A 26,512-nucleotide genomic window follows, 5' to 3' on the forward strand; every position below is an offset into this window, starting at 1 on the left:
GCTGTGATTAATTTGCCGATCGGCCTGCCTTTGCCATATCGACCAGGACAGGCCTGAGGTCGCGTGTCGCTGCCAGCGGCTCGGGGAAGAAAACCCGACAGACATTGTCGCCGGATACGAGATCCATCCCGTCGGCGTCGAACCCGGTGACGATCCAGCCGTCGCCCTCGGCCCCGCCGAAATGACTTGCGTAGAGGGCAATCGCATCGAGATGGTCGGCGTTCATATGGTCGAGTGCCGATTGCTCGCCGACGGCAAGCTCTTCGACGATCGCTCCCGTCGCGACCAGATCGGTGCGGTCGAGCAGATAGGCCTTGCCGAAGCCGCCGTTCAGGCTGGCGCGCTCCGGTTCGACCCGGAAGAGCGAGAAGTCGCCGAGTCCGGCATAGAGCTTCGCCTTGGGGTTGCGGTTGAGGTAGCGCCGCTCGGCGCGGGCGTGTTCGTTTGATCCGCGTTCAAGCCGCACGGCGCGGCAGACGAGCGTCAGTCGCGGATGCGCCAGCGGATCGCCCTTGCCGGGTTCGCCGACGAGCAACGAGCAGCGCGGGTCGGCCAGGATAGCGCCGGTGTGGGCGGACAGCATCGAGACCAGGATCAATGGCGTGCCGTCGATGTCGGTGGCGACGCCGACCCGGCTGGCCAGCGGCGAACCGGTCCCCGGTTCGAGCACCGCCAGCGCGCCGAAACGGGCGCTGCGGATCAGCGTCTTTGCCAGCCTGATCGCCTCGGCGTCGGTCGCGCGGATCACGTCTTTCCTGGGTTCGTCCAAAGCACCACCGTCGCTTTTATTTCGGCGCCATGCGGATGGCGCCATCGAGGCGAATGGTCTCGCCATTGAGCATCTGGTTCTCGACGATGTGCAAGACAAGTGCCGCGTATTCCGAAAGCTCGCCCAAACGGGAAGGGAAGGGTACTGCGGCGCCGAGCGAATCCTGCACCTCCTGCGGCATGCCGGCCATCATCGGCGTCCTGAAGATGCCGGGCGCGATGGTGCAGACTCGAATGCCAAAGCGGGGCGAGATCGCGCGCCACCGGCAGCGTCATGCCGACGACGCCGGCCTTGGACGCGGAATAGGCCGCCTGGCCGATCTGGCCGTCATAGGCCGCGACCGATGCGGTGTTGACGATCACGCCGCGCTCGCCGCCCTGTAGCGGTTCGAGCCTCGCGGTCCGGTCGGCGACCAGGCGGATCATGTTGAAGGTGCCGATCAGATTGACCTCGATCACCTTGCGGTATTGATCGAGTGGGTGCGCTCCGTCCTTGCCGATCGTCTTCAAGCCGATGGCGATGCCGGCGCAATTGACCAGAATGCGCGGCTCGCCGAGCGTCTCACCCACTTCCGCGACAGCAGCGGCACCGCTCTCCGCGTCGCTCACATCACATTGGACGGCGATGCCGCCGATGTCGGCCGCCACCTTGGCCGCCCGGTCGATGCCGAGATCGAGGACGGCAACCCTGGCGGCACGGGCGGCAAGAGCGCGCGCCGTCGCCTCGCCAAGGCCGGAGCCGCCGCCGGTGACGATCGCAATCTGGCCGTTCGGGTTCATCTTGACGTTCGCCTTCCTGCCCAGACTAATGCTGCGAAGCCACCGTGCAACAGCGCCGGCACGGTCACGCCATCGCGGCGATGTGCTCGGCAATCCTTGCCTGGTCGGCGTGGCAAACCTCGCCCACCAGCCTTGCCACCGCGCCCGGCATGATCTCGTGCGCCAAAAGCCGATCGGGATCGACCGGACGCGGCATCGAGATCTGCCCGCGCGGCAGCCTCTTGAAGCCGAGCGGGCCGTAATAGGGTTCGTCGCCGACCAGCATCACGGCCGGCGCGCCGGCCTTGGCGGCGGCTTCCAGCGCGATTGCCACCAGCTTGCGGCCAATGCCGAGATTTTTGAAGGCCGGCCGCACGGCGAGCGGCCCGAGCATCAGCGCGCGGCCGGCACCGGCGGCGATACGCGTCATCCGTACCGAGGCGACGACGATTGCGCCGTCGACGGCCACGAATGACAAAGCGCGTTCGTGCGAGCCAGCTTGGCGGATCTTGTAGGCGGCAAGCACGAAACGGCCCGGCCCGAAAGCCTCGTTGTTGATGGCTTCGATTTCAGGATCGTGCGCCGGAGTTTCCGGCAGGTATTTCACGTCGGCAAGGCTCATGGTCTTTGCGTTCCGGTATACGAGGAAAGGTTTGCTGCAAGCGGCAGCGTTCGCCAGTCAGCGCTTCATCAAGCGCGGGCGCTCTTTCGTCGTCGGTCGAACCGGATCACGGCAAAGTCAAACATGCGGATGTCCGCTACCACCAATTTTCAGCCGCCGCAATCGGCCGGCGCAGCCGACATGCACTCGACGCAGCCGTTGACGATCTGTTCAGCGTCGGGGATTTCCGCGGGGCCGCTTGCTGCCCTACATCGGGTAGGAACGCGAAAGGATATTTCATGGGATTGCTAGTCGAAGGCCAATGGCAGGACCGCTGGTACGATACCGGGGAGAGCGGCGGGAAATTCGTGCGCGCGCAGTCACAGTGGCGCGACTGGGTGACCCGCGACGGCGCGCCGGCCGAAGGGCGAAAACGCGGCTTCAAGGCCGAGCCCGGCCGCTATCACCTCTATGTCTCGCTCGCCTGCCCGTGGGCGCATCGGACGCTGATCTTTCGCGTGCTCAAGAAACTCGAGGACGTGATTTCCATCTCGGTCGTCCATCATTTCATGGGCGCCGACGGCTGGACGTTCCTGGCCGAGGACGGCGCCACCGGCGACACGCTCTACGGCCTCGATTTCCTGCACCAGATCTACACCAGGGCCGATCCCGGCTATTCGGGCCGGGTCACCGTTCCCGTGCTGTGGGACAAACGCGAGCAGACCATCGTTTCGAACGAATCTTCCGAGATTATCCGCATGCTCAATTCGGCGTTCGACGAATGGGGCGATGCCAAGCTCGATTTCTATCCGCAACCGTTGCGCGGCGAGATCGATGCGGTCAATGCGCTGGTCTATCCCGCGGTCAACAATTGCGTCTACCGTGCCGGCTTCGCCACCGCGCAGACAGCCTACGAGGAGGCGTTCGGCGAATTGTTCTCGGCGCTCGACACGCTGGAGGACCGCCTGTCAAAGCAGCGCTATCTCGTTGGCGGCCGCATCACAGAGGCGGACTGGCGGCTGTTCACGACACTGGTCCGCTTCGACCCGGTCTATGTCGGCCATTTCAAGTGCAATCTGCGCCGCATCGCCGACTATCCGAACCTGTCGAATTATCTGCGCGACCTCTACCAGGTGCCAGGCGTTGCCGGCACGGTGAATTTGCACCACATCAAGGCGCATTATTACGGCAGCCACGAGACGATCAACCCGACGCGCATCGTGCCGGTCGGGCCAGAGCTCGACTATGGCGCGCCGCATGACCGAAACAGGTTCAGGAAGGCGGCTTGAAACCACCGACCGCGAGCTGGTTACTGGAAAGGCTCCGCATCGAGTTGGGCCCGTCTGGCGCGACTGGCCTTCAGAAAGATTTTGCCGAGTCGCTTGTTGAAGCCGATCGCGTTGAGGCAAAATCCAAAAAGCGCAAGTATTGCCAGAACTAGTATCCAGGCTCCGGCGGGGATATCTTCCAAGCTCGTCGGCGCGACGCCGACCAGCACCGAGAACAGTAGGCAAACGATTGAAAACAACAACGATGCAGCTGTTGAAAGAATGACTATTTTCCAATACTCACTTCGCTCAAATAGTCTTCCATGTCGTTTTATGAATGCTGAGTAGGAGAAAGAAGATGACGCGAATATTATAGCTAAATTCACGGCCGTTGCTGTGCTCTTTTCCACGGATGGAAGCAGGTACACAAAGGCTACCCATGAAACGTACAATACTATTGTTGCAGAAATATAAATTCCAACATAACGCCAAATATTTACGGCTTCAATCTTGTCAGCTGGCATTTGTTTCCCCTGAATTCGACGCAAAATAAAGTCTTGAGTTCCAAATGCAAGAAAATTCTCTGCTGTTAAGTCACCAGTAAGGCGATACCGCCGCGCCATCAAAAACCTCGGCAATCCGTCGCAAAGTTGCCGGAGTCGTTCCCTGGGGCAAGCGATCGAGCGAAAAGAAGCCGGCTTCGGCGATCTCGCGGTCGGGCAGTTTCGGTGCTGTCTGGTTGAACTCCTCGACCAGATAGAGGCCGACATGATCGCGGCGGCTAGCGCGGCGGTTGAAATGCAGCGATTTCAGCACCGGCGATCCGGTCAGCGCGATGTTGCCTTCCTCGAACAGTTCGCGCGCCAGCGCCTCGATCATGGTCTCGCCCGGCTCGACGCCACCGCCGGGCAGGTGCCAGCCAGGAACATAGGTATGGCGGATGAGGAAGACGGAGTTGGAGGCTCGGTCGTGGATCAAGCCGCGCACGCCGAGCGTCATCGGCCGCCGCAGTACGAAGTACAGGTGAAACAGCCGTGCCCTGAGGCCCGGCCAGCCGGTCTGGCGCAGGGCTTGCTCCGGATCCGGCGTCGTCATCGTCCGCGAAACCGTGAGTGGAAAGCGGCGCGCGCCTCGCCTATGAAGAAAAGATGTTCAGGCTCGCGCATATTTCCGATGTCCATCTGGGGCCGCTCCCCGATGTAACCTATCGCGATCTCGCCTCCAAGCGCGTGGTCGGCTACGTCAATTGGCAGCGCAACCGCCGCCGCCACATGCACGACGCCGTCATCGACACGATCGTCGCCGACATGAAGGCCAGCGGGCCGGACCATCTCGCCATCACGGGCGACCTGGTCAATCTGGCGCTCGACGGTGAACTCGAGATGGCCAAGCACTGGCTGGAGACGCTGGGCTCGCCCAACGACGTGTCGGTCGTGCCGGGAAACCATGACGCCTATGTGCCGGGCGCCTTCGACAAGACCTGCCGGTCGTGGGCGGCGTGGATGACCGGCGACGGCGTCAATACGCCGGTCGACCGCAACACCTTTCCGTATCTGCGCGTACGCGGCGATGTTGCGCTGATCGGCGTCTCCACGGCGCGCGCCACGGCTCCGTTCATGGCCAACGGCTTCTTTCTGGAAGGCCAGGCGGAACGGCTGCGCGGCATGCTCGACGCCACAGGCAAGCGCGGCCTGTTCCGGGTGATCATGATCCACCACCCGCCGATGCGCGGCGCCGTTTCGCAGAACAAGCGGCTGTTCGGCATCTCGCGCTTCCACAGGGTGCTTCACCGGCACGGCGCCGAGCTTGTGCTGCATGGCCATTCGCATGTGCCGTCGCTGTTCTTCATCGGCGCCCGCAAGACAAAAATCCCGGTGGTCGGGGTCGCCGCCGCCGGGCAGGCCCCCGGCAGTTCGCATGCGCCGGCGCAATACAATCTGCTCGACATCGACGGTGAAAAGGACAATTGGCGGATCAAGCTGACGCGCCGCGGCCTGACCGGGCCGGCATTGCCGCCCAGCGACCTGCAGACGCTGGAGCTTGGCGTCGAGGCCGAGGCGTCGATGGCTAGAGCAATTCCAGGAAAAGTGTGAAGCGGTTTTCCGTCCGGAATTGCATCAAAACAAAGAGATAGAGCCGTTCAGCATTTCGGTGAAACGCTGAACCGCTTCAGAAGCTGATTTTCATCGCGACGATGCGATCCCAGAACAGTACGAGCGAAATCGCCAGGCCGACCAGGGCGCCGGCGGCGATCAGGCCGAGGCCCGAGAAGAACGCCGACCAGCCGTTGCTGCGCGCGGCGATCTGCAGCGGCGGCTCGGCCTCCGCCACCAGGGCGCGTTTGAGGCCGGCGACGGCTTGCTCGATGCCGCCTTCCATCATTCTCTGGCGTTCGACAACGCGCTCGGCGACATAGCGCGTCACCTGGTCGGCAACGACCTTCATGTCGGTCGATTCGGCGAGGACGACGCGGCCGATGCGCGTGTCCTTGAGAAAGCGGTAGGTGCGGCGGTCGCGTCCCATGGCGACATGGCTGACGGCGTCGATCCACAGCCGTGGCTGCAGGCCGGACGAGACGGCGAAGTCGAAACTGTCCATGTCGGTGGGCACGTCGCCGAAGACCGGTGCGAGTTCGGCGGCAAGCAGATCGAGCCGCATGCGATGCGCTTCGCGCATGTCGACGACGACATCGTCGCGGTCGGCGAAGGCGTTCTTGACGTCGCGAATGGCATCGGACAGTTTTCGCGACTGATCGATCTGGGTGATGTTCTCGCCTGCGTCCTTCATCGGCGTTGCCTCGCGGGTTTGGTTAACACCGAATTAACACAGCCGCCGGCAAAATGCACTTGCCAGATCGACGGGCCGGCAAGGGTTCGGTGGAAGGAGCACCTGCGCCGCGGCCGTCCCGCGCGAGGGCGGATCAGCTCGCCGCCGCAGCCAATTCTGGACGAGGCCGCCTGCTGCGGCGCCGCATGTTGCGACGGACAGCCTCGACGACCAGGCCGGGCGCTTCCTCGACCAGCATGTGGCCGGCTTCCAGCACGTGGTGCAGATGAAAATGCTTCGGCAGGCCGTCCGCCTGGCTGACGGGCAGCATCGCGTCGTTGGTTCCCCAAACCACCATGATTGGCATATTCAGCGTTTTAAGCCGCTCGCTTGGGATGACGCCTTGCCGATCAGCCCTGGTCATGGCGGCCCCGAGCTCGACAAGTGTCCGTAGCTGACCGGGACGCTGCCGCATCTCGTTGACGAGATCGACCCTATGCTGCGAAGGTCGGCTTTGTGGTCCCGACATGTCGGCAAGACAGGCGCGGATTTCATCCGTGCCGGCAGCGGCGGCGTAACGACGCAGCAGCGGACCATTGATCTCAGGACCGAAACCGCCCGGCGCCAGCAGCGTCAGCGAGGCTATTTTTTCCGGCTCGTTCAATGCCATCAGGGCGGCCACGGCGCCGCCCATCGAATGGCCGACGAGATGGGCCCGCTTAATCCCGCGAGCGGAAAAATCCGTAAGGACGGCACTGGCTGCAATCCTGGCCGGACCGCTGCCCGGAAAATCGAGCGACAGCCCATGCCCCGGCAGATCATAGGCCAACGTCCGCGCGCCGAGTGCCAGGGACGCGGCCACCTCGCGCCAGTCGTCGTGGCAGCCACCGAAACCATGCAGCAAGGCGATGGTTGTCGGGCCGGTGCCCCGTTCGGCAGCGTAAAGAGATGGGCTCATGCAAACTTTATGGATCAGATGCCCGGGGGCGGTCTTATGCGAGGATCAGTCTTTGCGGGAGATCAGACTTATGCGGAGATCAGTCTTATGCGCGATCAGACCTATGTGGGATCAGATTGGCCGGTTCAAATTGTGTCTGAATTGCGCTTTGGCCGTCCGGATGGCCAGTAAAATCTTCGCGATCACCTGACGTCGTGCACGCGCCGGGAGACGTCAGCTGGCGCCGCCAAGCCCGGCGGCGCGCAGGGCCTCCACCAGCCGGTTGGTCAGATCGGCGGGATATCTTCGCTCGACGAAGGTTGCGCGCGGATCGGCTGCGAATTTCGGGAATTTGGTGGTCAGTTCCTGCAGCAGCCTGCTCGCCAGCTTCTCGCGGCCGGCAGCTTTGGCACCGATCAGCCGCGCGGCCAGATAATGCGATTTCATTTCCGTCGTTCGCAAGCCGTCGCCGGCGAGCGTCGCCTTGTTCATGTCGCCCATCATGAACTCTCCGGCGAACAGCCCGTAATCCCACCATGTCGGATGGGCGCTGGCGATGTCCACCGCGTGAGCGATGATCGGGGTGCCCTCGCTGTACCTGCCGGCGAAAACCAGCCCGTAGCCATAGGCGGCGGCCATTGCGAGATCATACGGATTGAGCTCATAGGCCTTGCGCATCCAGCGGATCGATTCCGCGGAATCGCCCATGCGCGAGTTGAGATAACCAAGGGCGCGGTGCGCGTAGGGGCTGGTCGGGCCCATCTGGATGGCGCGATGGGCAAACGTCATCGCTTTTTCGATCGTCGCGTCGGCGGGGTAGGGATAGTGGTCGGTGACCGCTTCAAGATGCAAGGACGCGAGCTCCGAATAGACGAGCGACGACTTCGCCTTCCCGTTGGCAAGATCTTCGAGGCAGCGGTAGGCGGCTTCGTGCGTCTGGGCATTCTGGTCGAGATAATATTTGCCGTTGAGCACCAGGCACGCCGTCAGCCCGGTCTGGATGCCGCTCTGCTCGATGTAGTTGTAGATCGTGCCCGAGGCGGGAAGAGCCGAGCTCAAAATGCCGGAGATCTGGTCCTCGATGGCGGTGTTCGCGCTGTCGCCGGCGGTCAGGTTGCGTGACAGCAGCACGCGGCCTGTTGCCACGCTTTGCAGCTCGAGCATGATGTCGCCGCTGCGCGGCCCGGGCAGGACATCGAATACGAAGCTGGCGGCGTCGGTAACTGGATCGGGCGGGCTGTCGGCATCACGGCCGATGAAATTGATGGTGTCGAAGCCGCTAAGGCCGGCGCGCAGCGATGCGGCGACACGGCGAGCCACGTCGCTGTCGGCCTTGATGGCGATGTAGACCTGGGGAAGGTTTTCAACCGGAGGCGCTGCAATGCTGGCGGTCGCCACCGCGGTCTCGACCGCCGTGTCGCCGCCGGTCAGCAACACCACGCTGCCCTGACGAAGGATCAGCACACCCAGCATGAGGATGACCAGCGCGATCGCCAGCCAGAAGAACTGCAAATGGCGCTGCAGCGAAGGTGCAGCAGGGGCGACGGCTGGAACGCTCAGCAATGCAGCCGGATGTGTCCGGTTGCGGGCATCTTCCGGCGATCCGGGCGGGGCGTTTGTCGCCTCCTCTGTCGCCGGCTGCGGCTTGCTCTTTGCCTCCACCTCCGCCGGCAAGCGAATGGCATTGAGTTCGTAGGATGGAACATAGCCGCCGCGCGGAATGGCGATGCGGACCGGTTCGGCAACGCCCTCATTGGCGAAATACTGCTGCAGAAGCTCGCGCAGCCTGCCGGCCTGCACCCGCACCACCGCATCGGTCGACGGATCGAAATCGCCGTCCTTGCCGAAGACGTCCATCGCTATGGAGAAGCCCTTGAGCCGGTCGGCTTCGCCTGCCTGCTCGCGCTCGACGAGATAGCGGAGCAGCTTGCGCGCGCGCTCGGATCGTCCGAACGTTTCGCTGGCAAGCAATCGCTCCAGCGTTTCGCGCACTGCGGGGGCGGCAGGCGTGGTATGCTGCAAGTGTCGATCCCTTCGAATTCGGCACAGGTTGAGGTACAATCATATAGCGCTGGCGGCGCCTTACAAGCGTGTGCTTATGGTGCGATAGCGTACCCACCGGATAAAAGTCCGGTGGGCCGATGGCGCAAGTCTGGCAGTCTCGGCTAGCCGAGCTTTCGGCCGACGATGCGGTTGGCGGCCGAAACCACGGCTTCGAGCGAGGCGGCGACGATGTTGGTGTTGATGCCGGCGCCGAACAGCTTGCCGTCCGGATGTTCCATCTCGACATAGGAAATGGCCGAGGCATTCGAGCCGCGCTGCATGGAATGCTCGGAATAATCCAGCACCGACATGGGCACCCCGACATGGCGCGACAGCGCATCGACGAAGCCGTCGATCGGGCCGGTGCCGGTGCCTGATATGGTCACCTCCTTGCCTTTGTCGAGGATCACCGCTTCGACCACGCGCCGGCCCTTGACCTCGGTGTCGGGGTAGGTGTGGTGGTCGAGGAACTTCAGCCGCGCGCCGGGCTGGTCGACATAGGTATCGAGAAAGCGCTCGTAGATGCGCCTGGCCGGCACTTCCTTGCCTTCGGCGTCGGTGATCGCCTGGATGGCCTGGCTGAACTCGATCTGCAGGTTGCGCGGCAGGTTGAGGCCGTAATCCGCATGCAGCACATAGGCGATACCGCCCTTGCCGGACTGCGAGTTGATGCGGATGATAGCTTCATAGCTGCGGCCGACATCGGCCGGGTCGATCGGCAGGTAGGGCACCTCCCAGTGCGGCGTGTTGGCCTTGCGCAGCGCCTTCATCCCCTTGTTGATGGCGTCCTGGTGCGAGCCGGAAAAGGCGGTGTAGACGAGCTCGCCGACATAGGGATGGCGCTCTGGGATCTTCAGCTGGTTGGAGTATTCGTAGACGTCCTTCATGCGGTTGATGTCGGAGCAGTCGAGCTCGGGATCGACGCCTTGCGTGTACATGTTGAGCGCCAGCGTGACGATGTCGACATTGCCGGTGCGCTCGCCATTGCCGAACAGCGTGCCTTCGACGCGGTCGGCGCCCGCCATCAGGCCGAGTTCTGTGGTGGCGATGCCGGTGCCGCGGTCATTGTGCGGGTGCAGCGAGATCAACAGGTTCTCGCGGTTGTCGAGATTGCGGCACATCCATTCGATGCGGTCTGCATAGATGTTGGGCGTCGACATCTCGACCGTGGAGGGCAGGTTGATGATCAGCTTGTTTTCCGCCGTCGGCCTGACGATCTCGGTGACCGCGTTACAGATCTCCAGCGCCACTTCGAGCTCGGTGCCGGTAAAGCTCTCCGGCGAGTATTCGAAACGGTAGCCGCCGCCGGCCTTCGCCGCCATGTCGGTGATCATCTTGGCCGCATCGGTGGCGATCCGCTTGATGCCGGCGACGTCCTTCTCGAAGACGACACGGCGCTGCAGCTCGCTGGTCGAGTTATAGAAATGGACGATCGGGTTGGTGGCGCCCTTCAGCGCCTCGAAAGTGCGGGTGATCAGTTCCGGCCGGCACTGTACCAGGACCTGCAGCGAGACGTCGGCGGGCACGTTGCCTTGTTCGATGCACCAGCGGGCGAAATCGAAGTCGGTCTGCGAGGCCGACGGGAAGCCGATCTCGATCTCCTTGAAGCCCATGTCGAGCAGCAGGGCGAACATGCGCGCCTTGCGTTCCTGGCCCATCGGATCGATCAGCGCCTGGTTGCCGTCGCGCAGGTCGACCGAGCACCAGATCGGCGCCTCGTCGATCACTTTCGAAGGCCAGGTGCGATCGGCAAGGCCGACGGTCGGATAGGGTTGGTATTTGCGGGCAGCGTCCGGCATGCCCCTTGCGGGCTTGGTGGTTTCCTCTACGTTCAGACGGATATCTTCTCTTGCGTTCATCGTCTTTTCTCCCGGCGGCTCGCGGATCCAGCTTCAGGCGGATTGGTGGCGAGCGGCGCCTTTACCAGAATTTCGTTCGCTTGATGTGACGTGCCAATTTGTAGACTGGCCAAGGAGCGTGCGCGTGAGCGGCGAATTCGACCGCCGGGCGCTCCTTCAGCGAACCCGGCGATCGCCGATAAGGCCAAGAAGCAGCAGGGTGGAGGCAAGCGCGCGAACGGTCTGGCCGGCAATGCCGGTCGGACGGGACGCAAAAGAGGTGGCGCGCGGGCTCATGGCGGTTTTCATACAGGAGCGGGCAAAGCGAGGCAAGTGGGAGCCTCGCTGTCGGCTTGGGGCTGTTCGATGCCAGGGAAATCAATCAAAAGGATGACCGATGCCGGCGCTGCCCTTCACGCAGGGCGGCGCAAACCTGTCGCGATTGTCCGGGGTAGCCACATTTTGTTCTTGCTTTGTGCCGGCAGCTATGCTACTAATCTGGGTATGGTGCTAATTGGCTCCAACGACCCGCCTCCCGAGGCGGGTTTTTATTTTCGGCGTCATGCTTCGAGGACTACCCTATCGTCCCATCCGGCCGCTCCTTCCAGAGCACCGGAATCCGGTCCAGGAGGAAAGACATGGACACGCCCGATCCCATCCGCCGCTTTGTCGAAGCCACCAATGCCGGCGACACCGAAGCCTTCCTGGACAGTTTCACGCCGGATGCCTTTCTGAGCGACTGGGGCCGGTCGTTCCGGGGCCGCGAGCAGATTGCGCGCTGGAACCAGTCGGACAATATCGGCGTGCAGTCCAGGTTCAGCATCCTCGGCATCGCAGCAGCGGACGGCACCTGCCGCGTTCGCATCGCCGTCGAAGGCAACGGTTTCAACGGCGAGGGCGATATGGTCTTCACGCTGGACGGCGAGCGTATATCGAGCCTGGTGATCAGCTGACGCAGCCCAGCTGGTCTTTACTCCCGCAGGCTTCTCGCCACCAGCCGCGCCACGCTTGGGCCGACCAGAAGCACGATCAGGAAGCGTGCCGATTGCAGCGCCATGACGAAGGATATGTCGACATGCTGCGCGGCGGCGGCGATGATGGCGACGCTGTCCATGCCGCCCGGGCTGGTTGCCAGATAGGCGGTCAGCGGATCGATGCCGAGCAGGCGGCTGATCAGGAAGGCGAGGCCGCCGCAAAAGCCGATCAGGGCAATGATCGAGCCGACGATCTGCGGCAGCGCGCGGGCCGCATGGCGCAAAATGGCCCTGGTGAAATTCAGGCCGATGCTCCAGCCGATCGTCGTATAGCTCAAGGCAAGCAGCCAGGGCGGCAACTGCATGGTCACGCCGAGCCCAAGATGGATCACGGTGCCGAAAATGAAGGTGCCGAGGAAGAACGGCGACGGCAGCCGGAAAATCTTGCCGGCGAGGCCGCCAACCAGCGCCACGCCGAAAGTCGCGGCTAAGCCTTGCGGGTCGACCGGTGGGAACCAGACGATGGCCGGCACCTCGATGCCCGAGGTGTCGACCCAGAGCTTGGCCACCAGGGCTGCCGTCATCGAGACGCAGATTACGCGCAGATAAAGCATGAAGGCGACGAGGCGCTGGTCGGCGCCGAACGCACCGGCCATCAGCACCATGGCGGTGGCGGCGCCCGGCGACGAGCCCCAGACCGCGGTGGTGCCGGGCAGGATGCGCCAGCGGCTGATCAGCCAGCCGAGCAGGCTGGATGCCGCGACCGTCGCCATCACGACCCCAAGGAACAGCGGCCATTCCTTGTAGAAGACGGGAAAGATATCGGCCGAGATGGAACTGGCGACCAGGCAGCCGACGACCGCCTGGGCTGAGCCGAACAGAACCCGCGGCACGCGCACCGTGGCGCCGTTGGTGCCGGCGACGATGGCCGCCAGCATCGGTCCGATCAAGAGCGCGGCCGGCAGGGCGGCGAGTTCCAGCGCGCCGGCAAACAGCACCGAGACCACCACCAGGACGGGCCACTGCCAGGCCTTGTGGATCCGCGCCAGGTGCTCGATGGCCGGCGGGTTCGGGGAAGAATCCATAGATGGGCTCTTAGACCGGCCGCGAAAAAATGCGAACCCTTTTTGCGGGGTTGGCCTTGGGTGACGACTGCACTAGGAGATGGCCGGCAGGCCAGAGGGGGGCGCTGTCCCGCCGGCCTCTCCCTCTATTCCGCCTTCACTGGCAAGCCGAACCCGCCAACAGGATGCGTCTCCACCTGGAACTCGAACCCGGCGATGATCGGCCGTGCCTTGGCGATTGCCGCCTGGATTTCGGGCAGCTGCAGCGAAGCCTTGTGGCTTTCGGCATCGGTCCACACCTCGGTCACCCAGATCGCGTCGGCATCGGCCGGATCGGTGGCGATGATGTAGTTCAGGCAGCCGGGCATGGCGCCGGTGCTGGCGAGCAGGATATCCATCATTGCGTCACGCTGGCCGCGCATCGCCCGCATCTTGCCGATCAGTCCGTACATTCGCTTTGCTCCGTTGAGATGACGCAACCAGGAGTATGCAGTTCGCCGTCTACGGCATCAACTGCCCGCCATTGACCTCGATCACCTGGCCGATGATGTAGCCGCTCAACAGATCGGAGGAGAGGAACAGATAGGCGCCGACGCAGTCCTCGGCCGTGCCGGCGCGGCCCTGCGGGATGGTGGCGATCATGCCTTTCATCTGGTCGTCGGTCGAGTAGCGCTCGTGGAAAGGGGTGGCGATGGTGCCGGGCGCCACCGCGTTGACGCGGATGTTGAAGCCGATCAGCTCCTTGGCCATGCCGCGCGTGACGTTGGAGACGAAGGCTTTGGCCGAGCCGTAAAGGCCGGCGCCGCCACCGGCGCCGTTGCGCGCGGCGATCGAGGAGGTGTTGACGATGAAGCCGCCCTGCCGCTTCAGCCATGGGATCGCCTTGCGCGAAGCTGTCAGCACGGAACGCGCGTTGAGATCCATCACCGCGTCGTAATGCGCTTCGGTCTGCTCGGCATAGGGCACGCGGCCGAGCATGCCGCCGGCATTGTTGACGAGGCCGTCGAGCCGGCCGAAATGTTGCGCACTGTCCTCGACGACGCGCTCGACATCGGCGGGGATCGAGAAATCGCCCTGGGCGAGGAACACGTCGCCGCCGCCGTTGCGAATGGTCGCGGCCAGGTTTTCGGCAGCCGCGCGGCTCGAATTGTAATGCAGCGCGACGCGGCATTTCTGCGCGGCGTAGGCGAGTGCGAGCGCCGCGCCGATGCCGGTCGAGGCGCCGGTCACCAGGACCGCCTTTCCGGCAAGGTCGGGGATGACCAGAGAGGGGCTGACAAGGGTGGTGGTGGCTGGCACGTCTATTCCTCCGGGGACTCTGCCTGCTCTTCGTAGGCCCTCGCAGTCCTCGCGTTCAAGTCCGTAAAAGTTTAGAGCGGTTCACCGTTTCACGGAAACGGCGAACCGCTCCCTCTTTGTCTTGACGCAATTCCGGACGGAAAACCGTTTCACACTTTTCCTGGAATTGCCCTATGGCCTGAGATAGGCGTAGCCCTGGCGTTGCAATTCGGCGAGCTTGACGACGCCGCCCCTGTCGGCTGCATGGAAGCCGTCGAGCAGGTCGGCCAGGCCGATATCCATGCCGTGCATGGTGTTGGCGCAAGCGTGCGGGCTGAGCCCATCCTGGACAAGGCCGGCGAACCGCCCGGAAATGGCGGCCGATATGCCCTTCGACTTGAAGGCGGCAAGTGCTGGGCCGTGCACGACAAGCGCGATGTCGACTTTGCCGTCGGTGCCTTCGAAGTGGTTCTTGATGTTGCCGAGCACGAAATTGACCTTGTCGAGGTCGCTGAGGTGATAGGCGACCTTTTGCCTTTCCTCTTCGGCCGCCGCCGGCTTGACTTCACTAGCTGCGGCCTTGATGGGGCGCAGCCCGAAAAGCCCGGCGGCCCCGGCAAGACCGACGCGGAAAATATCGCGGCGTCGCATGGCTTCATCTCCCATTTGGCCGGCCGGCGCAAATTGCGTGGCCTCGGCCTCGATCCTAACATAAGTTCACGCCATGTCTTGTCGGGGCAGGGGGAGCCAGCATGATATCAAGGACCGTGATGGGCGCCGGAGTTGGGGTTGCCTTGCTCGCCGCCGTCGCCGGCTCTGCTTTCGCCGATGACACGCTCAAACTCACCGAGCTCAGCCCCGACGGCAAGGACGCCTGCTTCGGCCGCGTCTATGACGCCGCGCATCTCAAGTCGCATCCGCAGCAGAAGGTGACGCGCATCTTCTTCTATTACGGCCGCGATCCGGTCAGCCGGCCAAACGAGGAGCCAAGCACCGGCATCGATTCCTCCTACAATGGCTTCATGGCGACGACGGTGCGCGGCGCCGAGGCGCCTGAATGGCTCGGCGGCTGGTGCAGTCATGAGTCGGAGGACGGCAAGACCGGCCCGATCCGTTGCGGCATGGACTGCGACCGCACCATGGCTTCGCTGAAGGTCGACGACAAAGGCCGGCTGATCGTCTCGGACGTGCAGCCCGACCTCTACCTCGACGCGGGATCGGAAGACGAGCTCGGCAAGGCGGAGTATGAAAGGCAGGCGCTGGGCAAGGACGACAACGGCTTCAGGCTCGACCCGATGCCGGCCGCCACCTGCAAGGCGGAGTTCGCGCGCATCGACCCGATCGACCCGGCCCTTGGCCCGCCATTGCGCGAGCGGCTGAAGCCGGACCAGCCCTTCTGCTACGGACGCGACTACGACGCCGAGCATCTCGGCTCGCATCCCGATCAGCTGACCCAGTCGATCAGGGTTTTCCGCGGACCGGTCGAGCTGGCGTCTTTCGCCAAGGAGGGCGATCCGGCCAATTGGCCAAGCGGCGCCGATATCGCCGTTTCGGTTACCACGCGGCAGAAATCGGCCAAGGTCACGCAGGTCTATAACTGTCAGGGCGAGGGCGACCAGTGGCGCTGCGCGGCGAGCGCGAAGACGGGTGCTGCCTCCTGCGATATCGGGCAACAGGAGGTCTTCCTTCGCCGCGGCGCCAACGGCACGATGATGCTGGCCAACCCGAACAGCGGTCTGCCGATCATCGATCTGTGTTCGGCGGAGGGCGACACAATGTCCGACGACAAGGTCTACCGGCTGGAGCCGATGCCGCAGGCTGCCTGCGGGCTGTAGCAGTTCAGAGACGCGATGCCGGCGGGACAGCACCCCCCTCTGTCCTGCCGGACATCTCCCCCTCAAGGGGGGAGATCGGCAGCTTCACCGACAGCGTTCTTCTTTGAAAATTGGCGAAAGCCGAAGCGACATCCAATCTCCACCCTTGAGGGGGAGATGTCCGGCAGGACAGAGGGGGGTGCTGTCCCGCCAACCTCAAGGTTTTGGATGGCGGCGTCCCGCTATCGCCTCACGCGAACGGCACGGCGGTCGTGCCTTTGGGCAGTTTCGCTTCGTCGTCGGGTTCGACATGGATGATGACCCGCACGGAAGGGATCTCTGCCTGCAGCGCGTCCTCGATGCGGTCGCAGATGACGTGGCTGGCGCCGACCGACATGTCGGCGTCGACGACCAGGTGGAACTCGATGAAGGTGGCGCGGCCGGCGATGCGCGTCTTCAGGTCGTGGACCTCGAGCGCGCCCTTGCAATTGGCCGAGATGATGTCGCGTATGCGGATATGTTCCTGGGTGTCGACCGCGCGGTCCATCAGCCCGTTCATCGACGAGCCGATGACGTGCCAGCCCTGCCACAGAATGTTCAGCGCCACGATCACCGCAAGAGCCGGATCGAGAACCTGCCAGCCGGTCAGTACGGCGCCGACCAGGCCGATGAACACACCGACCGAGGTCGCCACGTCGGTCATGATGTGCCTGCCGTCGGCAACGAGAGCCGGCGATTTTTCGCGTCGGCCGGTGCGGATCAGCGTCAAGGCCCAGACGGCGTTGATGACCGTTGCGACGCCATTGACGGCAAGGCCGGTCCATGGCTTTTCCAGCAGGGCGGGATGCTGCCAGGACCACCAGACCTCATTGAGGATCAGCAAGGCGGCAAGCACGATCAGCACGCCTTCGAGGACGGCCGAGAAATACTCGGCCTTGTGGTGGCCGAACGGATGGTCCTGGTCGGCTGGCTTGTAGCTGACCTGGATCGCCCAATAGGCGGCGGCAGAGGCAATGACGTTGACGATCGATTCCAGCGCGTCCGAATAAAGCGCGACCGAACCGGTGACGTACCAGGCCACCAGCTTCAGGCCGAGCACGACGCAGGCGACGACGATCGACCAGAAGGCGAGGCTGGCGACCTTCTGCCTGGCGGCGGCTTTGATTTCCGCCGCGGTCACTGGGGAAAAGATCCCAACACTGAGCCCTCGAACTAAGCGGCCTTTTCCTTGGCCTTGCGCGGCAGGTGCGCGACGATGTTCTCGATGATGCGCATGCCGGCATTGTGGCCGAGCGTCATGATCGATTCCGGGTGGAACTGCACTGCGGCGATCGGCTCCTTGCGGTGCTCGAAGGCCATGATGATGCCGTCCTCGGTCTCGGCGGTGACGACAAAACCATCGGGCAGCCGTACCGGATCGGCAACGATCGAATGATAGCGGCCGACCGTCACCTCCTTGGGCAGGCCGGAGAAGATGATGCCCGGCTTCGACACGCGGATGCGCGACGGCTTGCCATGCATCGGGATGTGCAGTTGGCGCAGCTCGCCGCCATAGGCCTCGGCCAGCGCCTGCAGCCCGAGGCAGACGCCGAAGATCGGCAGGTCGCGCGCACGGGCCCGCTTGATGGTGGCGGCGCAGTCGAAGTCCTTCGGCATGCCGGGGCCGGGCGAGAGCACGACCAGGTTTGGCTTCAGCCGGTCGAAGATCTCGTCCGGCACCGGTGTGCGCACCGTCGAGACATTGGCGCCGGTCTGGCGGAAATAGTTGGCGAGCGTATGGACGAAACTGTCCTCGTGGTCGACCAGCAGGATGTTGACGCCGTCGCCGACACGCGCGGTGCTGCGTTCGGTGCTGGCGGCATTGCCTGATTTGGCGTCGCGGATGGCGGAGAGCATGGCGGATGCCTTCAGTTCGGTTTCGGCTTCTTCTTCCTCGGGAATGCTGTCGAAGAGCAGCGTGGCGCCGGCGCGCACTTCGGCGATGCCATCCTTGATGCGGATGGTGCGAAGCGTCAGGCCGGTGTTCATGTCGCCGTTGAAATTGACCATGCCGATCGCTCCGCCATACCAGGCGCGCGGGCTCTTCTCGTTCTGCTCGATGAAGCGCATTGCCCATAATTTCGGCGCGCCGGTAACGGTGACGGCCCAGGCATGCGACAGAAAGGCGTCGAAGGCGTCCATGCCTTCGCGCAGCCGCCCCTCGATGTGGTCGACGGTGTGGATCAGGCGGGAGTACATCTCGATCTGGCGGCGGCCGATGACGCGCACCGAGCCCGGCTCGCAGACCCTCGACTTGTCGTTGCGGTCGACGTCCGAGCACATGGTGAGTTCGGATTCGTCCTTCTTCGAATTGAGCAGCTTCAGGATCTGCTCGCTGTCGGAGATGGCGTCGTCGCCGCGCTTGATGGTACCGGAGATCGGGCAGGTCTCGACGCGGCGGCCGTTGACGCGCACGAACATTTCCGGCGAGGCGCCGATCAGATATTCGCCCTCGCCGAGATTGATGAAGAAGGAATAGGGCGAAGGGTTGATGCTCTTCAGCTTGCGGGAAATCTCGGAGGGCTGGGTTTCGCAGCGTTCGTAGAACATCTGCCCCGGCACCACTTCGAACAGGTCGCCACGCTCAAAGCTCTTCATCGCCTTGCGCACCAGCTTGGCATATTCGCCGGGCTCGTGGTCGCCGCGCGGCGGGATGCGGTCGGCGGTCCTGAACGGCTCGACGATTTCGTCGCGCGGCAGGCCTTCGGTCGAGAAGCCATCGCCGGAATAGTCGTAGCGGTCGGTCCAGGCCTTGGTCGAATAGTGGTCGACGACGAGGATCTCGTCGGGCAGGAACAGCACGAGATCGCGCTGGCTTGGCTTGCGCTCGAGCTTGTAGTCGACCGGATCGAACTGGAAGGCGAGGTCGTAGCCGAAGGCGCCGTAGAGGCCGAGATTGGCATCTTCCTCGGTCTTGAACAAGGCGGTGATGGCACGCAGCACCGTGAAGACGGAGGGAACGCGGCTGCGTTCCTCCTCGGTGAAGACACGGCCGGGCTTGGCAACTTTGAGGCGGACGAGTTTGTTCGACGTCTCGGCGATCGTGACATCGTCAAGGCCGGCAAGCACCGTGCCGATCACCGGCAAAAGCACCTCGCCGCGGCGGTTCAGCGCCTCGATGCGCATGGCGCGGCCGCGTGCCGAGATCACCACCGGCGGATCGATGATGGCGGTGTCCCAGCGCGTATAGCGGCCGGGATATTCGTAATTCGAGGAAAACACGGCGCCGCGGCGCGAATTCAGCCCGTCGACATAGCCATCGATCGCTCCCTCATAGGGCCGATCATGGCGCTGGCGGGTAATCGCCACGCCGCCCGCAGTGACGAAGCGCTCGGCTCCATTCTCCAGAATTTTCGTCGTCATTGCCGTCTCCATCAGCGTCTTTGGGCAACGGACCCGGGAATGGCTTGAAAAAACAAATGGCCGCCCGGACATTCCGCTGCGGCCACCCTCTATTGTCACGCGAACGCGTTCGAACAGGCCGCTGTCAGCGAGCCCACCACCAAATGGTCTTGATCGAACGCATGTTCATGGCGATTCCCATAGCGGCGATTGGTCGGCCGCGCAACTGGATTCAAATGAAGGCTTCAATCCTCCAGCGTCCCGGACCTTGCATCGGCGCTCTTCCTGTCGCCGACCAGCTTCAAGAGGTCTTCGCCGGCGCGGATGATGCGGCGGGAACGCCGCGTCAGGATGAGGCCCGCCTGCGGCGCCAACACTTCCGTGCGGCCGTCGGGCTCGCCGGGCGCGTGGACGATGGTGGCAAGGCGCGCACCCTTGGTGACGCGGTCGCCCGGCTTCACGTCGTAGAGGATCGCGCCCGAGCGGGGCGCCGGCATCATCTCGGCGTTTTCGAGCGGCGCGACAATACCGGTAAAACAACTGGGCCCGACGAAGCTGCCAGGCGCGGGCAGCGCCTGATCCTGGATGACGCCACGCGCCACCAGCAGCCGGTAGAGCCCTTCGGCATCGGCGACGGCCAGGGCGCCGTCGACATCGAGTATGCCGCGATATTCGACCGTGGTGGCGACACGCCGGTCCAGGCGCGCCACGTCGGCTGGAGCGTTCTGATACGGCATGATCGAGGCGCCTTCGAAGGTGCCGTCGGGATCTTCGTGCCACAGCATCACCGCATCGACGCCCATGGCCGCTGCACAATCCGCCATGGCCGGCCACAGGCTGGTGTGGACATAAAGATAGGCGAGGCCCTCATCGTCGCAATGCAGGTCGAGCACAATGTCGTGGCCGATGGAGAGCTGCAGCAGCCGCGTTTTCAGCCGCTGGTCGACCGTGCCGTGCGTCGGCAGCAGGGCGACGTCGGGCGCGGCGAGCCGCGGAAAGCCGCGATTGAAATTGGTGCGCGTGCCCAGATGAAAGCGGCCCTGATGGTCGCCGTAAAGATATTGCGCGCGGCCTATCGGATTGGCCCAGGGCACGATGGTCATATTGCCGGTGATGCGGCCTTCGGCTTCCGCCTTGCTGAGCATCGGCATTAGCGTGTCGATAGCGACGACGCCCGGCAATTCGCCGGCATGAAGTGCCGCCTGCAGATAGGCGGAAGGCGCCGTCTTGTCCGACCCGGCGAAGCGGAAGAAGGGGAATTCGTAGGAAACGCCTTCGCTGTCGCCGGCGATGCGTTCGATGGACTTCTGCATGCTGTCCTCCGTCAAGAGTTCGGAAGACATGCCCGTCGCCGGCGCGCTTGTCGATTGGTCCAGCCAGCGGCGCTATGGGCGCAATGAGCCTACTCGGCGGGATGCGCGAGGGGTCGCGCGATACGCCCGGTTCACACCAGCGGCTTGAGTTCCTGGGCGATGGTCGGCAGAAGCTCCGAGACGTTCGGGTGGATGTGGACGGCGCGCGCCAGCGTGCTGACCGGCGCCTTGGCATACATCAGGTCGAGCACGCAGTGCACCGCCTCGTCGCCGCCCGGGCCGAGCACCGAACAGCCGAGGATCTCCCTGGTGTCGGCATCGACCAGGATCTTCATGAAGCCTTGCGTCTCACCTTTTTCGACTGCACGGCTGACGCGGGTCATTGGTCGCTGGCCGACCAGGGCGCGGCGGCCGGATTTCCTTACCGCTGTCTCGGTCATGCCGCAGCGGCCGAGTGGTGGGTCGATGTAGAGCGCATAGGCCTCGATGCGGTCGCTGACCTTGCGCGGATCGTTGTCGAGCAGGTTGGCGGCGACGATCTCGTAATCGTTGTACGAGGTGTGGGTGAAGGCGCCCTTGCCGTTGCAGTCGCCCATCGCCCAGATGCCGGGCACGCTGGTGCGCAACTGGTCGTCGACGACGATGAAGCCGCGTTTGTCGACCTCGACGCCGGCTTTGTCGAGGCCGAGATCGTCGGTGTTTGGCGTGCGGCCGAGCGCCAGCAGAACATGCGAGCCGACCGCAGCCGCCTTGCCTGGCGAGAAGGTCACGGCGATTTCGTTGCCTCGCCTGGCGAAGCGGATGTCGTCGGCGCCGAGATGGACGGCAATGGCTTCGTTTTCGAGGATCGACAAAATGGCGTCCGAGACGTCCTCGTCCTCGCGGCCGATCAGCCGCGGGCTTTTTTCGATGACCGTGACTTCGGAACCGAAGCGGCGGAACATCTGCGCGAATTCGAGCGAGACATAGCTGCCGCCGACGACGATGAGATGGCGCGGCAGCTCGTCGAGATCCATCATCGACGAGTTGGTCAGGTAAGAAATGCCGTCGATGCCGGGCAGGTCGGGCACCGAGGCGCGCCCGCCGGTGTTGAGGAATATCTTTTCGGCGCTCAGCAGATCGTCGCCGACGCGCACCGTGTTGGCGCTTACGAAGCGCGCATGGCCGCGATAGAGCGTGCATTTGTCCATGCCGGCAATCCAGCCTTCGAGATTGCCGCGGGCGTCGTTGGAGACCTTGTCCTTGCGCGCTTTGATTGCCTTGTAGTTTACGCCGACGGGACCGGAGAGCGTCACCCCGTAATCCGCGGCGGAGCGGGCGAGATGCGCGGCATAGGCGCTTGCCACCATCGTCTTGGTCGGCGTGCAGCCGGTGTTGACGCAAGTGCCGCCGACCAGCTTTCGCTCGATCAGCGCCACGCTCATGCCGGCCGCATTCAGCCGGCCGGCGAGCGGCGGGCCGGCCTGCCCGGCACCGACGATGATGGCATCGAATGTCTTTGCCGTCATGCCGCCGCCGCCACGATCAGAAGCCCGCCGGCGATCGCCACCGCGTCCTCGATGAAGGCGGCGGGCGGGTCCTTGCCGAAGCCGGTGGCCAGGCGCTTGCGCGCCTCGGCGCCGCCCAGCGTGCCGATCACCGCGCCGATGGCGCCGGCGATCAGGCCGCCGATGATGGCGCCGCCGGTGGCGCCGATCACCGCGCCGGTGAAAGCGCCCAGGACGATGCGCGTGCCGAATTGCTGCGGCACCTTGCGGCTCGGCGTCGATGGCAGCTGGTCGGTGACCAGTTCGGCGATGGCCAGGATGGTGAAGATGCCGACGGCGATCCAGTGGCCCATGAAGCTCGCCCAGGTGCCGGCGACCGGTAACCAGCCAAGCCAGGCGCCCCAGGCGACCGCGGCGGGCGCAGTCATGGCGCGAAGCCCGGCAACGACGCCAATCAGGAGTGCAAGAATGTACAGCATGATCGATCCCCTCGATGGCCGGCTTGGGACAGGTCCGAGAGAGCAAGCTACCATAGGTCGGGTATTTGACCAGAGGTGGTGTCGCCGCCGGCGCTTCCGTATTTTCACCACTTGTGCTTTGGCAAAGTTGAAACTGGAGTTGCGGCCATGACGGCGAGCGAACGCACGAAAATGGCGGCGGGCGAGTGGTATTGCTGCCTCGATCCGGAACTGGAGGCGCTGCGCATTACGTCGCGCGACGCGGTGTTCGAGCACAACAGCCTACCACCGCGGCAGCGTGGCGATATCGGGCCTGGATTGCGGACGCTGCTCGGCGCTGCGGGCGAGGGCGCCCGGATCGAAGCGCGGTTCCACTGTGCCTATGGCTTCAACATCTTTCTCGGCGACCGCGTCTTCCTCAATGCCGGCTGCACCATCCTCGACACGGCGCCAGTCCGCATCGGCAAGGGAACGCTGCTCGGCCCTAATGTGCAGATCTATTGCGCCGAGCACCACAGAGAGACTGCTGGGCGGCAGGCAGGGCTGGAAATCGCCAGGCCCGTCGAGATCGGCGACAATGCCTGGATCGGCGGCAGTGCCATCATCCTCGGCGGGGTCAGGATAGGCGACGGCGCCATCGTCGGCGCCGGTGCCGTGGTGACGCGCGACGTGGCGGCGAACACCACGGTGGTTGGTAATCCGGCACGGATAATCAGCAACAGCTGAGCACCGTGCTTCTGTCGCCGGTCATGTCGTCGTTTTGATGGACATGGGGGCGGCTGTGTCACTTGGCCGGAGGTGGATGCAACCGTGTGTCGAGCGCAAACGCCTCCTGCGTCTTCATGGCGTATGCCCCTCTGGCGAGGCTCGCGTCGAAGATCAGGTTCCAGCTATGCTGCGATACGGCGCTCGGAATCACAACAAACCGGTGCCGTTGCAGAAGATCGTCGCCAAACGCCTGTTGTCCGGAGCTCGGGATGCCCGGGCGCAACCAATTGGGGTTGGGCACGGCGGCGGGGTCGACGATATGCACATCCGCGACATCGCTGACGATCGCTGCCGTCATGACATGCGCAATCGTGTCGAGCACCCTGAAGCCCTTATGGACCGCAACTTCGAGGATCGCAGTCGACGGATCGATCGAGCAGTAGACGGCGCGCACGCCCTTGCTGTTCCAGCGTCCGCCCACCCTGTATGCGCCCTCGCCACTATCCCATGTAGGCGCAAACGCGGCTTGATCGAGGCGCCATCCGATGAGGTCGGAGCCACCGAGCGCCGCCGGCAGCGGCGTCATGCATAAACGCCATATTCAAGCCGTTCCAGATAGTCTTCTACAAGCTCGATCCCCGCCGGTGTCGCCAGAAGGTCGATTGGACGACGCTGGTCGAGCCCAATCGCCGGGCGCTCCAGCCATTGCTCTGCCTCCACCTGCGAACCGAACACGTCGGTCGCTTTCGACAGGATCTCCGCGAACTTCCAGGTTCGTCCGCTCTGGTCCTGACTGAGAGGCTTGGAAGGAGCATCCTTGCGGCGCTGGTAGGTGCGCAGGCTCATGCCGACGGCCTTCTCCAGCGAATCAGTCTTCTGGATGAAGACGAGTTGCCCGATAAGATGGTCCAGCGCTGAAGCCGGCAGGCCGTGCAGAAGCAACTCGTGGGCATCCAGAGCGCTGCTGAGGCGCCTTGCCAGAATGCGGCTGCCGCCTAGCAATTTCGCCACCTTCTGAAGTTCATTGTTTTTTGCTGCTGGCGCAGCCTTTTCCAATGCCATCGCTACGGCGAGCCCTCTTCGCGTCATCTGTCGCTTTAATATATGACAGATGACGCAGAGCCTTTCAAGCACGACAGGCTCGAGAGCAGGGCAATCGCTTAGAGAAAAAGATAGCCTGCTCGGGCCAGATGGCAGTCCAACGTTGGCACTGAAGCGATTGCCCTGGAATCGAGCGCAAGCCTAATTTCGCCTCGGCATGTGCGCCACGCGCTCCGCCTGAGCACTCTTCGAGAATTCGCGCCGGTACTGCGCCGGCGAGGTTCTGAGCCGCGCCGCGAAATGCTGGCGCAGCGAGGTGGCGCTGCCGAAACCGGCCTCGAAGGCAACCGTGTCCATCGATTTTTCCGTTGCCTCCAGCAGCCGCTGCGCCAGCTGGACGCGCTGTTCGGTCAGCCAGTCACCGAAACTGGTGCCGATCGTTTTCTGGAAACGGCGCGTGAACGTCCGGCGGGTAAGGCCGGCGAGACCGGCAACGCTGTCCAGACTGTGCGGCTCACCCAGGGTTTTGCGCACCGCTTCGAGAGCCTGGGTGAAGCGGTCCGCATTGCCGGTCCTGGCGATGGGACGTTCGATGAATTGAGCCTGCCCGCCCTGCCTATGCGGAGAAAGCACGATCTGCCGGGCCAGGCGAAGTGCCGCCTCCGCGCCGTAACGAGCCCGTACGACGTGCAGGCAGCAGTCGAGCCCGGCGGCGACGCCGGCGGATGTCACGACATCGCCATTGTCGATGTAGAGCACTTCCGGTTCGACGAGAATGTCGGGATAGAGTTCCTGCAGCTGATCCGCGTAGGCCCAGTGCGTCGCCGCTCGCCGCCCCGAAAGCAGTCCGGTCGCCGCAACAGCGAACGTTCCCAAGCACAGTCCGACGATCAGCGCGCCGCGCTCGTGCGCGCCAAGCAACGCGTCGATCAATGCGGCTGGAGGCGAGCTCCCGAGATCCTTCCAGCTTGGCACGATGATGATGTCGGCGTCATCGAGCGCGGAAAGCCCGTGCGGGACGCTGATGGTCAGCCCGGCATCGGTGCGGATCGGCCCGTCCTCAATCGCGCAGACCCGGAAGTCGAAGCGCGGCAGGCCGAGCTCCGTGCGATCCGCGCCGAACACGAGACACGGCACGGAGAGATGAAACGGGCTGATGCCATCGAAGGCGATGGCGGCAACGGCAGGATCGGTCATGGGAGCTCCAGCAACGGGCGAGGCCGATTGTCCCAATTCTTTCGAATAATGTCAATTGGGACACTTTTTGCGATCCGGCGCCGAGCTTATCGTCCACCCATTAATTTCAAACAGGAAAGGAAAACCCCATGTCGCAACCAGCCACAGGCAAAGCTCCACGCCGCGCCCTCATCGTCATCGATGTTCAAAACGACTATGACGGCGGCAACCTCGCCATCCAGCATCCGCCCTTCCGCGACAGCGTCGTCAATGTGGCGCGAGCGATGGACGCGGCCACCGAGGCAGGCGTCAAGGTGGTGGTCATCAAACAGTTGGCGCCGGAAACCTCACCGGTCTTCGCCAAGGGCAGCCATGGCGCCGAGTTGCACCCGGAAATCGCCAGGCGAAACCGTGACCACTATGTCGAAAAACACCTGCCAAGCGCCTTCACCGGCACCGACCTCGAGGCGTGGCTGCGCGCCAACTCTATCGATACGATCACGGTCATCGGCTACATGACGCATAATTGCGACCTGTCGACGGTCATCCACGCCGTGCATATGGGCTTCGAGGTGGAGTTCCTATCGGACGCAACGGGGTCATTGCCCTACGCCAACAGCGCCGGCTACGCGTCGGGGGAGGAAATCCATCGCGTCATGACGATCGTCCTGCAATCGCGCTTCGCGGCCGTTCTCAAAACCGCCGAATGGATCGAGTGCCTGAAGACCGGCGTGGTACCCCAGCACGACACACCCTATGCCTCCAACCAGCGCGCGCTGGCGCGGAGCGCAGCGTAGGAGACCATTGCGGACAGGCAGAAGGGCGCCGCAGCGTTGCG

General features: G+C 63.8%; 26 protein-coding genes and 1 pseudogene. 6 read left to right on the plus strand and 21 right to left on the minus strand.

The genetic code is table 11. The features are described from left to right. Positions 1–7: 7 nt before the first annotated feature. The 3 genes and pseudogenes from NKI63_RS27375 to NKI63_RS27385 form a co-directional block, all read right to left on the minus strand. Positions 8–814: a HugZ family pyridoxamine 5'-phosphate oxidase gene (locus NKI63_RS27375; RefSeq protein WP_352777005.1), complete on the minus strand. Its 807-nt coding sequence runs from the start codon at positions 812–814 to the stop codon at positions 8–10. After that, positions 786–1,548: pseudogene (locus NKI63_RS27380) on the minus strand (3-hydroxyacyl-CoA dehydrogenase). The gene NKI63_RS27375 and the pseudogene NKI63_RS27380 overlap by 29 nt, the downstream one beginning before the upstream one ends. A gap of 64 nt (positions 1,549–1,612) precedes the next feature. Further along, positions 1,613–2,149: a GNAT family N-acetyltransferase gene (locus NKI63_RS27385; RefSeq protein ID WP_254819127.1), complete on the minus strand. Its 537-nt coding sequence runs from the start codon at positions 2,147–2,149 to the stop codon at positions 1,613–1,615. Between the two features lie 278 nt (positions 2,150–2,427). Between NKI63_RS27385 and NKI63_RS27390 the strand changes: the two genes are divergently transcribed. Further along, positions 2,428–3,417, plus strand: coding sequence for a glutathione S-transferase family protein (locus NKI63_RS27390; protein ID WP_352823960.1), 990 nt, complete (start codon positions 2,428–2,430; stop codon positions 3,415–3,417). A 20-nt stretch (positions 3,418–3,437) separates the two neighbouring features. On the opposite strand, the gene NKI63_RS27395 is transcribed toward NKI63_RS27390, so the two are convergent. Both NKI63_RS27395 and NKI63_RS27400 read right to left on the minus strand, forming a co-directional pair. After that, positions 3,438–4,019 (minus strand): ABZJ_00895 family protein, encoded by a 582-nt coding sequence (locus tag NKI63_RS27395; protein WP_352823961.1) that lies wholly within the window; start codon positions 4,017–4,019, stop codon positions 3,438–3,440. Beyond that, a complete protein-coding gene (locus NKI63_RS27400) occupies positions 3,991–4,491 on the minus strand; it encodes an NUDIX domain-containing protein (protein WP_352823962.1) in 501 nt (166 codons plus the stop codon). Before NKI63_RS27400 ends, NKI63_RS27395 begins: the two co-directional genes overlap by 29 nt. Positions 4,492–4,544: 53 nt before the next feature. Here NKI63_RS27400 and NKI63_RS27405 point away from each other — a divergent pair, with 53 nt between their 5' ends. Then, positions 4,545–5,489, plus strand: a complete 945-nt coding sequence (locus NKI63_RS27405) for a metallophosphoesterase family protein (protein WP_352478103.1) — start codon at positions 4,545–4,547, stop codon at positions 5,487–5,489. Between the two features lie 76 nt (positions 5,490–5,565). On the opposite strand, the gene NKI63_RS27410 is transcribed toward NKI63_RS27405, so the two are convergent. The 4 genes from NKI63_RS27410 to leuA all read right to left on the minus strand — a co-directional run bounded on the left by NKI63_RS27410 (position 5,566) and on the right by leuA (position 11,001). After that, complete coding sequence (locus tag NKI63_RS27410) at positions 5,566–6,183, minus strand: hypothetical protein (RefSeq protein WP_254819130.1); 618 nt, start codon at positions 6,181–6,183, stop codon at positions 5,566–5,568. Positions 6,184–6,316: 133 nt separating this feature from the next. Next, positions 6,317–7,120 carry an alpha/beta fold hydrolase gene (locus tag NKI63_RS27415; RefSeq protein ID WP_352737705.1) on the minus strand — a complete coding sequence of 268 codons (804 nt, stop codon included), beginning with the start codon at positions 7,118–7,120 and terminating at the stop codon, positions 6,317–6,319. A 213-nt stretch (positions 7,121–7,333) separates the two neighbouring features. After that, a complete protein-coding gene (locus tag NKI63_RS27420; protein WP_352651068.1) occupies positions 7,334–9,121 on the minus strand; it encodes a tetratricopeptide repeat protein in 1,788 nt (595 codons plus the stop codon). Between the two features lie 143 nt (positions 9,122–9,264). Continuing rightward, positions 9,265–11,001, minus strand: coding sequence for a 2-isopropylmalate synthase (gene leuA, locus NKI63_RS27425; protein ID WP_352737706.1), 1,737 nt, complete (start codon positions 10,999–11,001; stop codon positions 9,265–9,267). A 617-nt stretch (positions 11,002–11,618) separates the two neighbouring features. Between leuA and NKI63_RS27430 the strand changes: the two genes are divergently transcribed. Next, entirely contained in the window at positions 11,619–11,933 is a 315-nt protein-coding gene (locus NKI63_RS27430; protein WP_254819134.1) for a nuclear transport factor 2 family protein, read from the plus strand. Positions 11,934–11,950: 17 nt separating this feature from the next. Here NKI63_RS27430 and NKI63_RS27435 read toward each other — a convergent pair whose 3' ends face one another. From NKI63_RS27435 to NKI63_RS27450, 4 genes are all read right to left on the minus strand, one after another. Further along, positions 11,951–13,039, minus strand: coding sequence for an AbrB family transcriptional regulator (locus NKI63_RS27435; RefSeq protein ID WP_352823963.1), 1,089 nt, complete (start codon positions 13,037–13,039; stop codon positions 11,951–11,953). A gap of 125 nt (positions 13,040–13,164) precedes the next feature. Further along, complete coding sequence (locus tag NKI63_RS27440; RefSeq protein WP_352478046.1) at positions 13,165–13,470, minus strand: putative quinol monooxygenase; 306 nt, start codon at positions 13,468–13,470, stop codon at positions 13,165–13,167. A 49-nt stretch (positions 13,471–13,519) separates the two neighbouring features. Beyond that, positions 13,520–14,317: an SDR family NAD(P)-dependent oxidoreductase gene (locus NKI63_RS27445; protein ID WP_352478045.1), complete on the minus strand. Its 798-nt coding sequence runs from the start codon at positions 14,315–14,317 to the stop codon at positions 13,520–13,522. A 171-nt stretch (positions 14,318–14,488) separates the two neighbouring features. After that, the gene (locus NKI63_RS27450; RefSeq protein ID WP_352456435.1) at positions 14,489–14,947 is read right to left on the minus strand and encodes a DsrE family protein; all 459 of its coding nucleotides are present in this window, start codon (positions 14,945–14,947) and stop codon (positions 14,489–14,491) included. Between the two features lie 101 nt (positions 14,948–15,048). On the opposite strand from NKI63_RS27450, the gene NKI63_RS27455 reads away from it, so the two are divergent. Continuing rightward, entirely contained in the window at positions 15,049–16,131 is a 1,083-nt protein-coding gene (locus NKI63_RS27455; RefSeq protein WP_352508985.1) for a hypothetical protein, read from the plus strand. 229 nt (positions 16,132–16,360) lie between these two features. On the opposite strand, the gene NKI63_RS27460 is transcribed toward NKI63_RS27455, so the two are convergent. The 5 genes from NKI63_RS27460 to NKI63_RS27480 form a co-directional block, all read right to left on the minus strand. Next, the gene (locus NKI63_RS27460; protein WP_502896230.1) at positions 16,361–17,290 is read right to left on the minus strand and encodes a cation diffusion facilitator family transporter; all 930 of its coding nucleotides are present in this window, start codon (positions 17,288–17,290) and stop codon (positions 16,361–16,363) included. A 32-nt stretch (positions 17,291–17,322) separates the two neighbouring features. After that, positions 17,323–19,512, minus strand: coding sequence for an anthranilate synthase (locus tag NKI63_RS27465; protein ID WP_352823964.1), 2,190 nt, complete (start codon positions 19,510–19,512; stop codon positions 17,323–17,325). A 224-nt stretch (positions 19,513–19,736) separates the two neighbouring features. After that, positions 19,737–20,804 (minus strand): M14 family metallopeptidase, encoded by a 1,068-nt coding sequence (locus NKI63_RS27470; RefSeq protein WP_352508983.1) that lies wholly within the window; start codon positions 20,802–20,804, stop codon positions 19,737–19,739. Between the two features lie 131 nt (positions 20,805–20,935). Beyond that, a complete protein-coding gene (locus NKI63_RS27475) occupies positions 20,936–22,312 on the minus strand; it encodes an FAD-containing oxidoreductase (RefSeq protein ID WP_352508982.1) in 1,377 nt (458 codons plus the stop codon). Then, a complete protein-coding gene (locus NKI63_RS27480; protein ID WP_352702948.1) occupies positions 22,309–22,770 on the minus strand; it encodes a DUF4126 domain-containing protein in 462 nt (153 codons plus the stop codon). Before NKI63_RS27480 ends, NKI63_RS27475 begins: the two co-directional genes overlap by 4 nt. Before the next feature lie 147 nt (positions 22,771–22,917). On the opposite strand from NKI63_RS27480, the gene NKI63_RS27485 reads away from it, so the two are divergent. Then, positions 22,918–23,475 (plus strand): sugar O-acetyltransferase, encoded by a 558-nt coding sequence (locus tag NKI63_RS27485; RefSeq protein ID WP_352508980.1) that lies wholly within the window; start codon positions 22,918–22,920, stop codon positions 23,473–23,475. A 58-nt stretch (positions 23,476–23,533) separates the two neighbouring features. Here NKI63_RS27485 and NKI63_RS27490 read toward each other — a convergent pair whose 3' ends face one another. The 3 genes from NKI63_RS27490 to NKI63_RS27500 all read right to left on the minus strand — a co-directional run bounded on the left by NKI63_RS27490 (position 23,534) and on the right by NKI63_RS27500 (position 25,695). Beyond that, on the minus strand, positions 23,534–24,043 hold the full coding sequence (locus NKI63_RS27490) for an RES family NAD+ phosphorylase (RefSeq protein WP_352508979.1): 510 nt from the start codon (positions 24,041–24,043) through the stop codon (positions 23,534–23,536). After that, positions 24,040–24,519 (minus strand): type II RES/Xre toxin-antitoxin system antitoxin, encoded by a 480-nt coding sequence (gene parS / locus NKI63_RS27495; protein WP_302896769.1) that lies wholly within the window; start codon positions 24,517–24,519, stop codon positions 24,040–24,042. Before parS ends, NKI63_RS27490 begins: the two co-directional genes overlap by 4 nt. A 180-nt stretch (positions 24,520–24,699) precedes the next feature. Further along, positions 24,700–25,695, minus strand: coding sequence for a helix-turn-helix domain-containing protein (locus NKI63_RS27500; protein WP_352508978.1), 996 nt, complete (start codon positions 25,693–25,695; stop codon positions 24,700–24,702). A 128-nt stretch (positions 25,696–25,823) separates the two neighbouring features. Between NKI63_RS27500 and NKI63_RS27505 the strand changes: the two genes are divergently transcribed. Beyond that, positions 25,824–26,471, plus strand: a complete 648-nt coding sequence (locus NKI63_RS27505; protein ID WP_352508977.1) for a cysteine hydrolase family protein — start codon at positions 25,824–25,826, stop codon at positions 26,469–26,471. Positions 26,472–26,512 lie beyond the last annotated feature (41 nt).

This window comes from Mesorhizobium sp. M0410 (assembly GCF_040321435.1).
Lineage (GTDB): Bacteria > Pseudomonadota > Alphaproteobacteria > Rhizobiales > Rhizobiaceae > Mesorhizobium.

Excerpts from the sequence above, each read along its gene's own strand:
- NKI63_RS27375 (WP_352777005.1), bottom strand. The coding sequence starts at position 814 with ATGGCGCCATCCGCATGGCGCCGAAATAAAAGCGACGGTGGTGCTTTG.
- NKI63_RS27385 (WP_254819127.1), bottom strand. The coding sequence starts at position 2,149 with ATGAGCCTTGCCGACGTGAAATACCTGCCGGAAACTCCGGCGCACGAT.
- NKI63_RS27390 (WP_352823960.1), top strand. The coding sequence starts at position 2,428 with ATGGGATTGCTAGTCGAAGGCCAATGGCAGGACCGCTGGTACGATACC.
- NKI63_RS27395 (WP_352823961.1), bottom strand. The coding sequence starts at position 4,019 with ATGGCGCGGCGGTATCGCCTTACTGGTGACTTAACAGCAGAGAATTTT.
- NKI63_RS27400 (WP_352823962.1), bottom strand. The coding sequence starts at position 4,491 with ATGACGACGCCGGATCCGGAGCAAGCCCTGCGCCAGACCGGCTGGCCG.
- NKI63_RS27405 (WP_352478103.1), top strand. The coding sequence starts at position 4,545 with ATGTTCAGGCTCGCGCATATTTCCGATGTCCATCTGGGGCCGCTCCCC.
- NKI63_RS27410 (WP_254819130.1), bottom strand. The coding sequence starts at position 6,183 with ATGAAGGACGCAGGCGAGAACATCACCCAGATCGATCAGTCGCGAAAA.
- NKI63_RS27415 (WP_352737705.1), bottom strand. The coding sequence starts at position 7,120 with ATGAGCCCATCTCTTTACGCTGCCGAACGGGGCACCGGCCCGACAACC.
- leuA (WP_352737706.1), bottom strand. The coding sequence starts at position 11,001 with ATGAACGCAAGAGAAGATATCCGTCTGAACGTAGAGGAAACCACCAAG.
- NKI63_RS27430 (WP_254819134.1), top strand. The coding sequence starts at position 11,619 with ATGGACACGCCCGATCCCATCCGCCGCTTTGTCGAAGCCACCAATGCC.
- NKI63_RS27435 (WP_352823963.1), bottom strand. The coding sequence starts at position 13,039 with ATGGATTCTTCCCCGAACCCGCCGGCCATCGAGCACCTGGCGCGGATC.
- NKI63_RS27440 (WP_352478046.1), bottom strand. The coding sequence starts at position 13,470 with ATGTACGGACTGATCGGCAAGATGCGGGCGATGCGCGGCCAGCGTGAC.
- NKI63_RS27450 (WP_352456435.1), bottom strand. The coding sequence starts at position 14,947 with ATGCGACGCCGCGATATTTTCCGCGTCGGTCTTGCCGGGGCCGCCGGG.
- NKI63_RS27455 (WP_352508985.1), top strand. The coding sequence starts at position 15,049 with ATGATATCAAGGACCGTGATGGGCGCCGGAGTTGGGGTTGCCTTGCTC.
- NKI63_RS27465 (WP_352823964.1), bottom strand. The coding sequence starts at position 19,512 with ATGACGACGAAAATTCTGGAGAATGGAGCCGAGCGCTTCGTCACTGCG.
- NKI63_RS27470 (WP_352508983.1), bottom strand. The coding sequence starts at position 20,804 with ATGCAGAAGTCCATCGAACGCATCGCCGGCGACAGCGAAGGCGTTTCC.
- NKI63_RS27475 (WP_352508982.1), bottom strand. The coding sequence starts at position 22,312 with ATGACGGCAAAGACATTCGATGCCATCATCGTCGGTGCCGGGCAGGCC.
- NKI63_RS27480 (WP_352702948.1), bottom strand. The coding sequence starts at position 22,770 with ATGCTGTACATTCTTGCACTCCTGATTGGCGTCGTTGCCGGGCTTCGC.
- NKI63_RS27485 (WP_352508980.1), top strand. The coding sequence starts at position 22,918 with ATGACGGCGAGCGAACGCACGAAAATGGCGGCGGGCGAGTGGTATTGC.
- NKI63_RS27490 (WP_352508979.1), bottom strand. The coding sequence starts at position 24,043 with ATGACGCCGCTGCCGGCGGCGCTCGGTGGCTCCGACCTCATCGGATGG.
- parS (WP_302896769.1), bottom strand. The coding sequence starts at position 24,519 with ATGGCATTGGAAAAGGCTGCGCCAGCAGCAAAAAACAATGAACTTCAG.
- NKI63_RS27500 (WP_352508978.1), bottom strand. The coding sequence starts at position 25,695 with ATGACCGATCCTGCCGTTGCCGCCATCGCCTTCGATGGCATCAGCCCG.
- NKI63_RS27505 (WP_352508977.1), top strand. The coding sequence starts at position 25,824 with ATGTCGCAACCAGCCACAGGCAAAGCTCCACGCCGCGCCCTCATCGTC.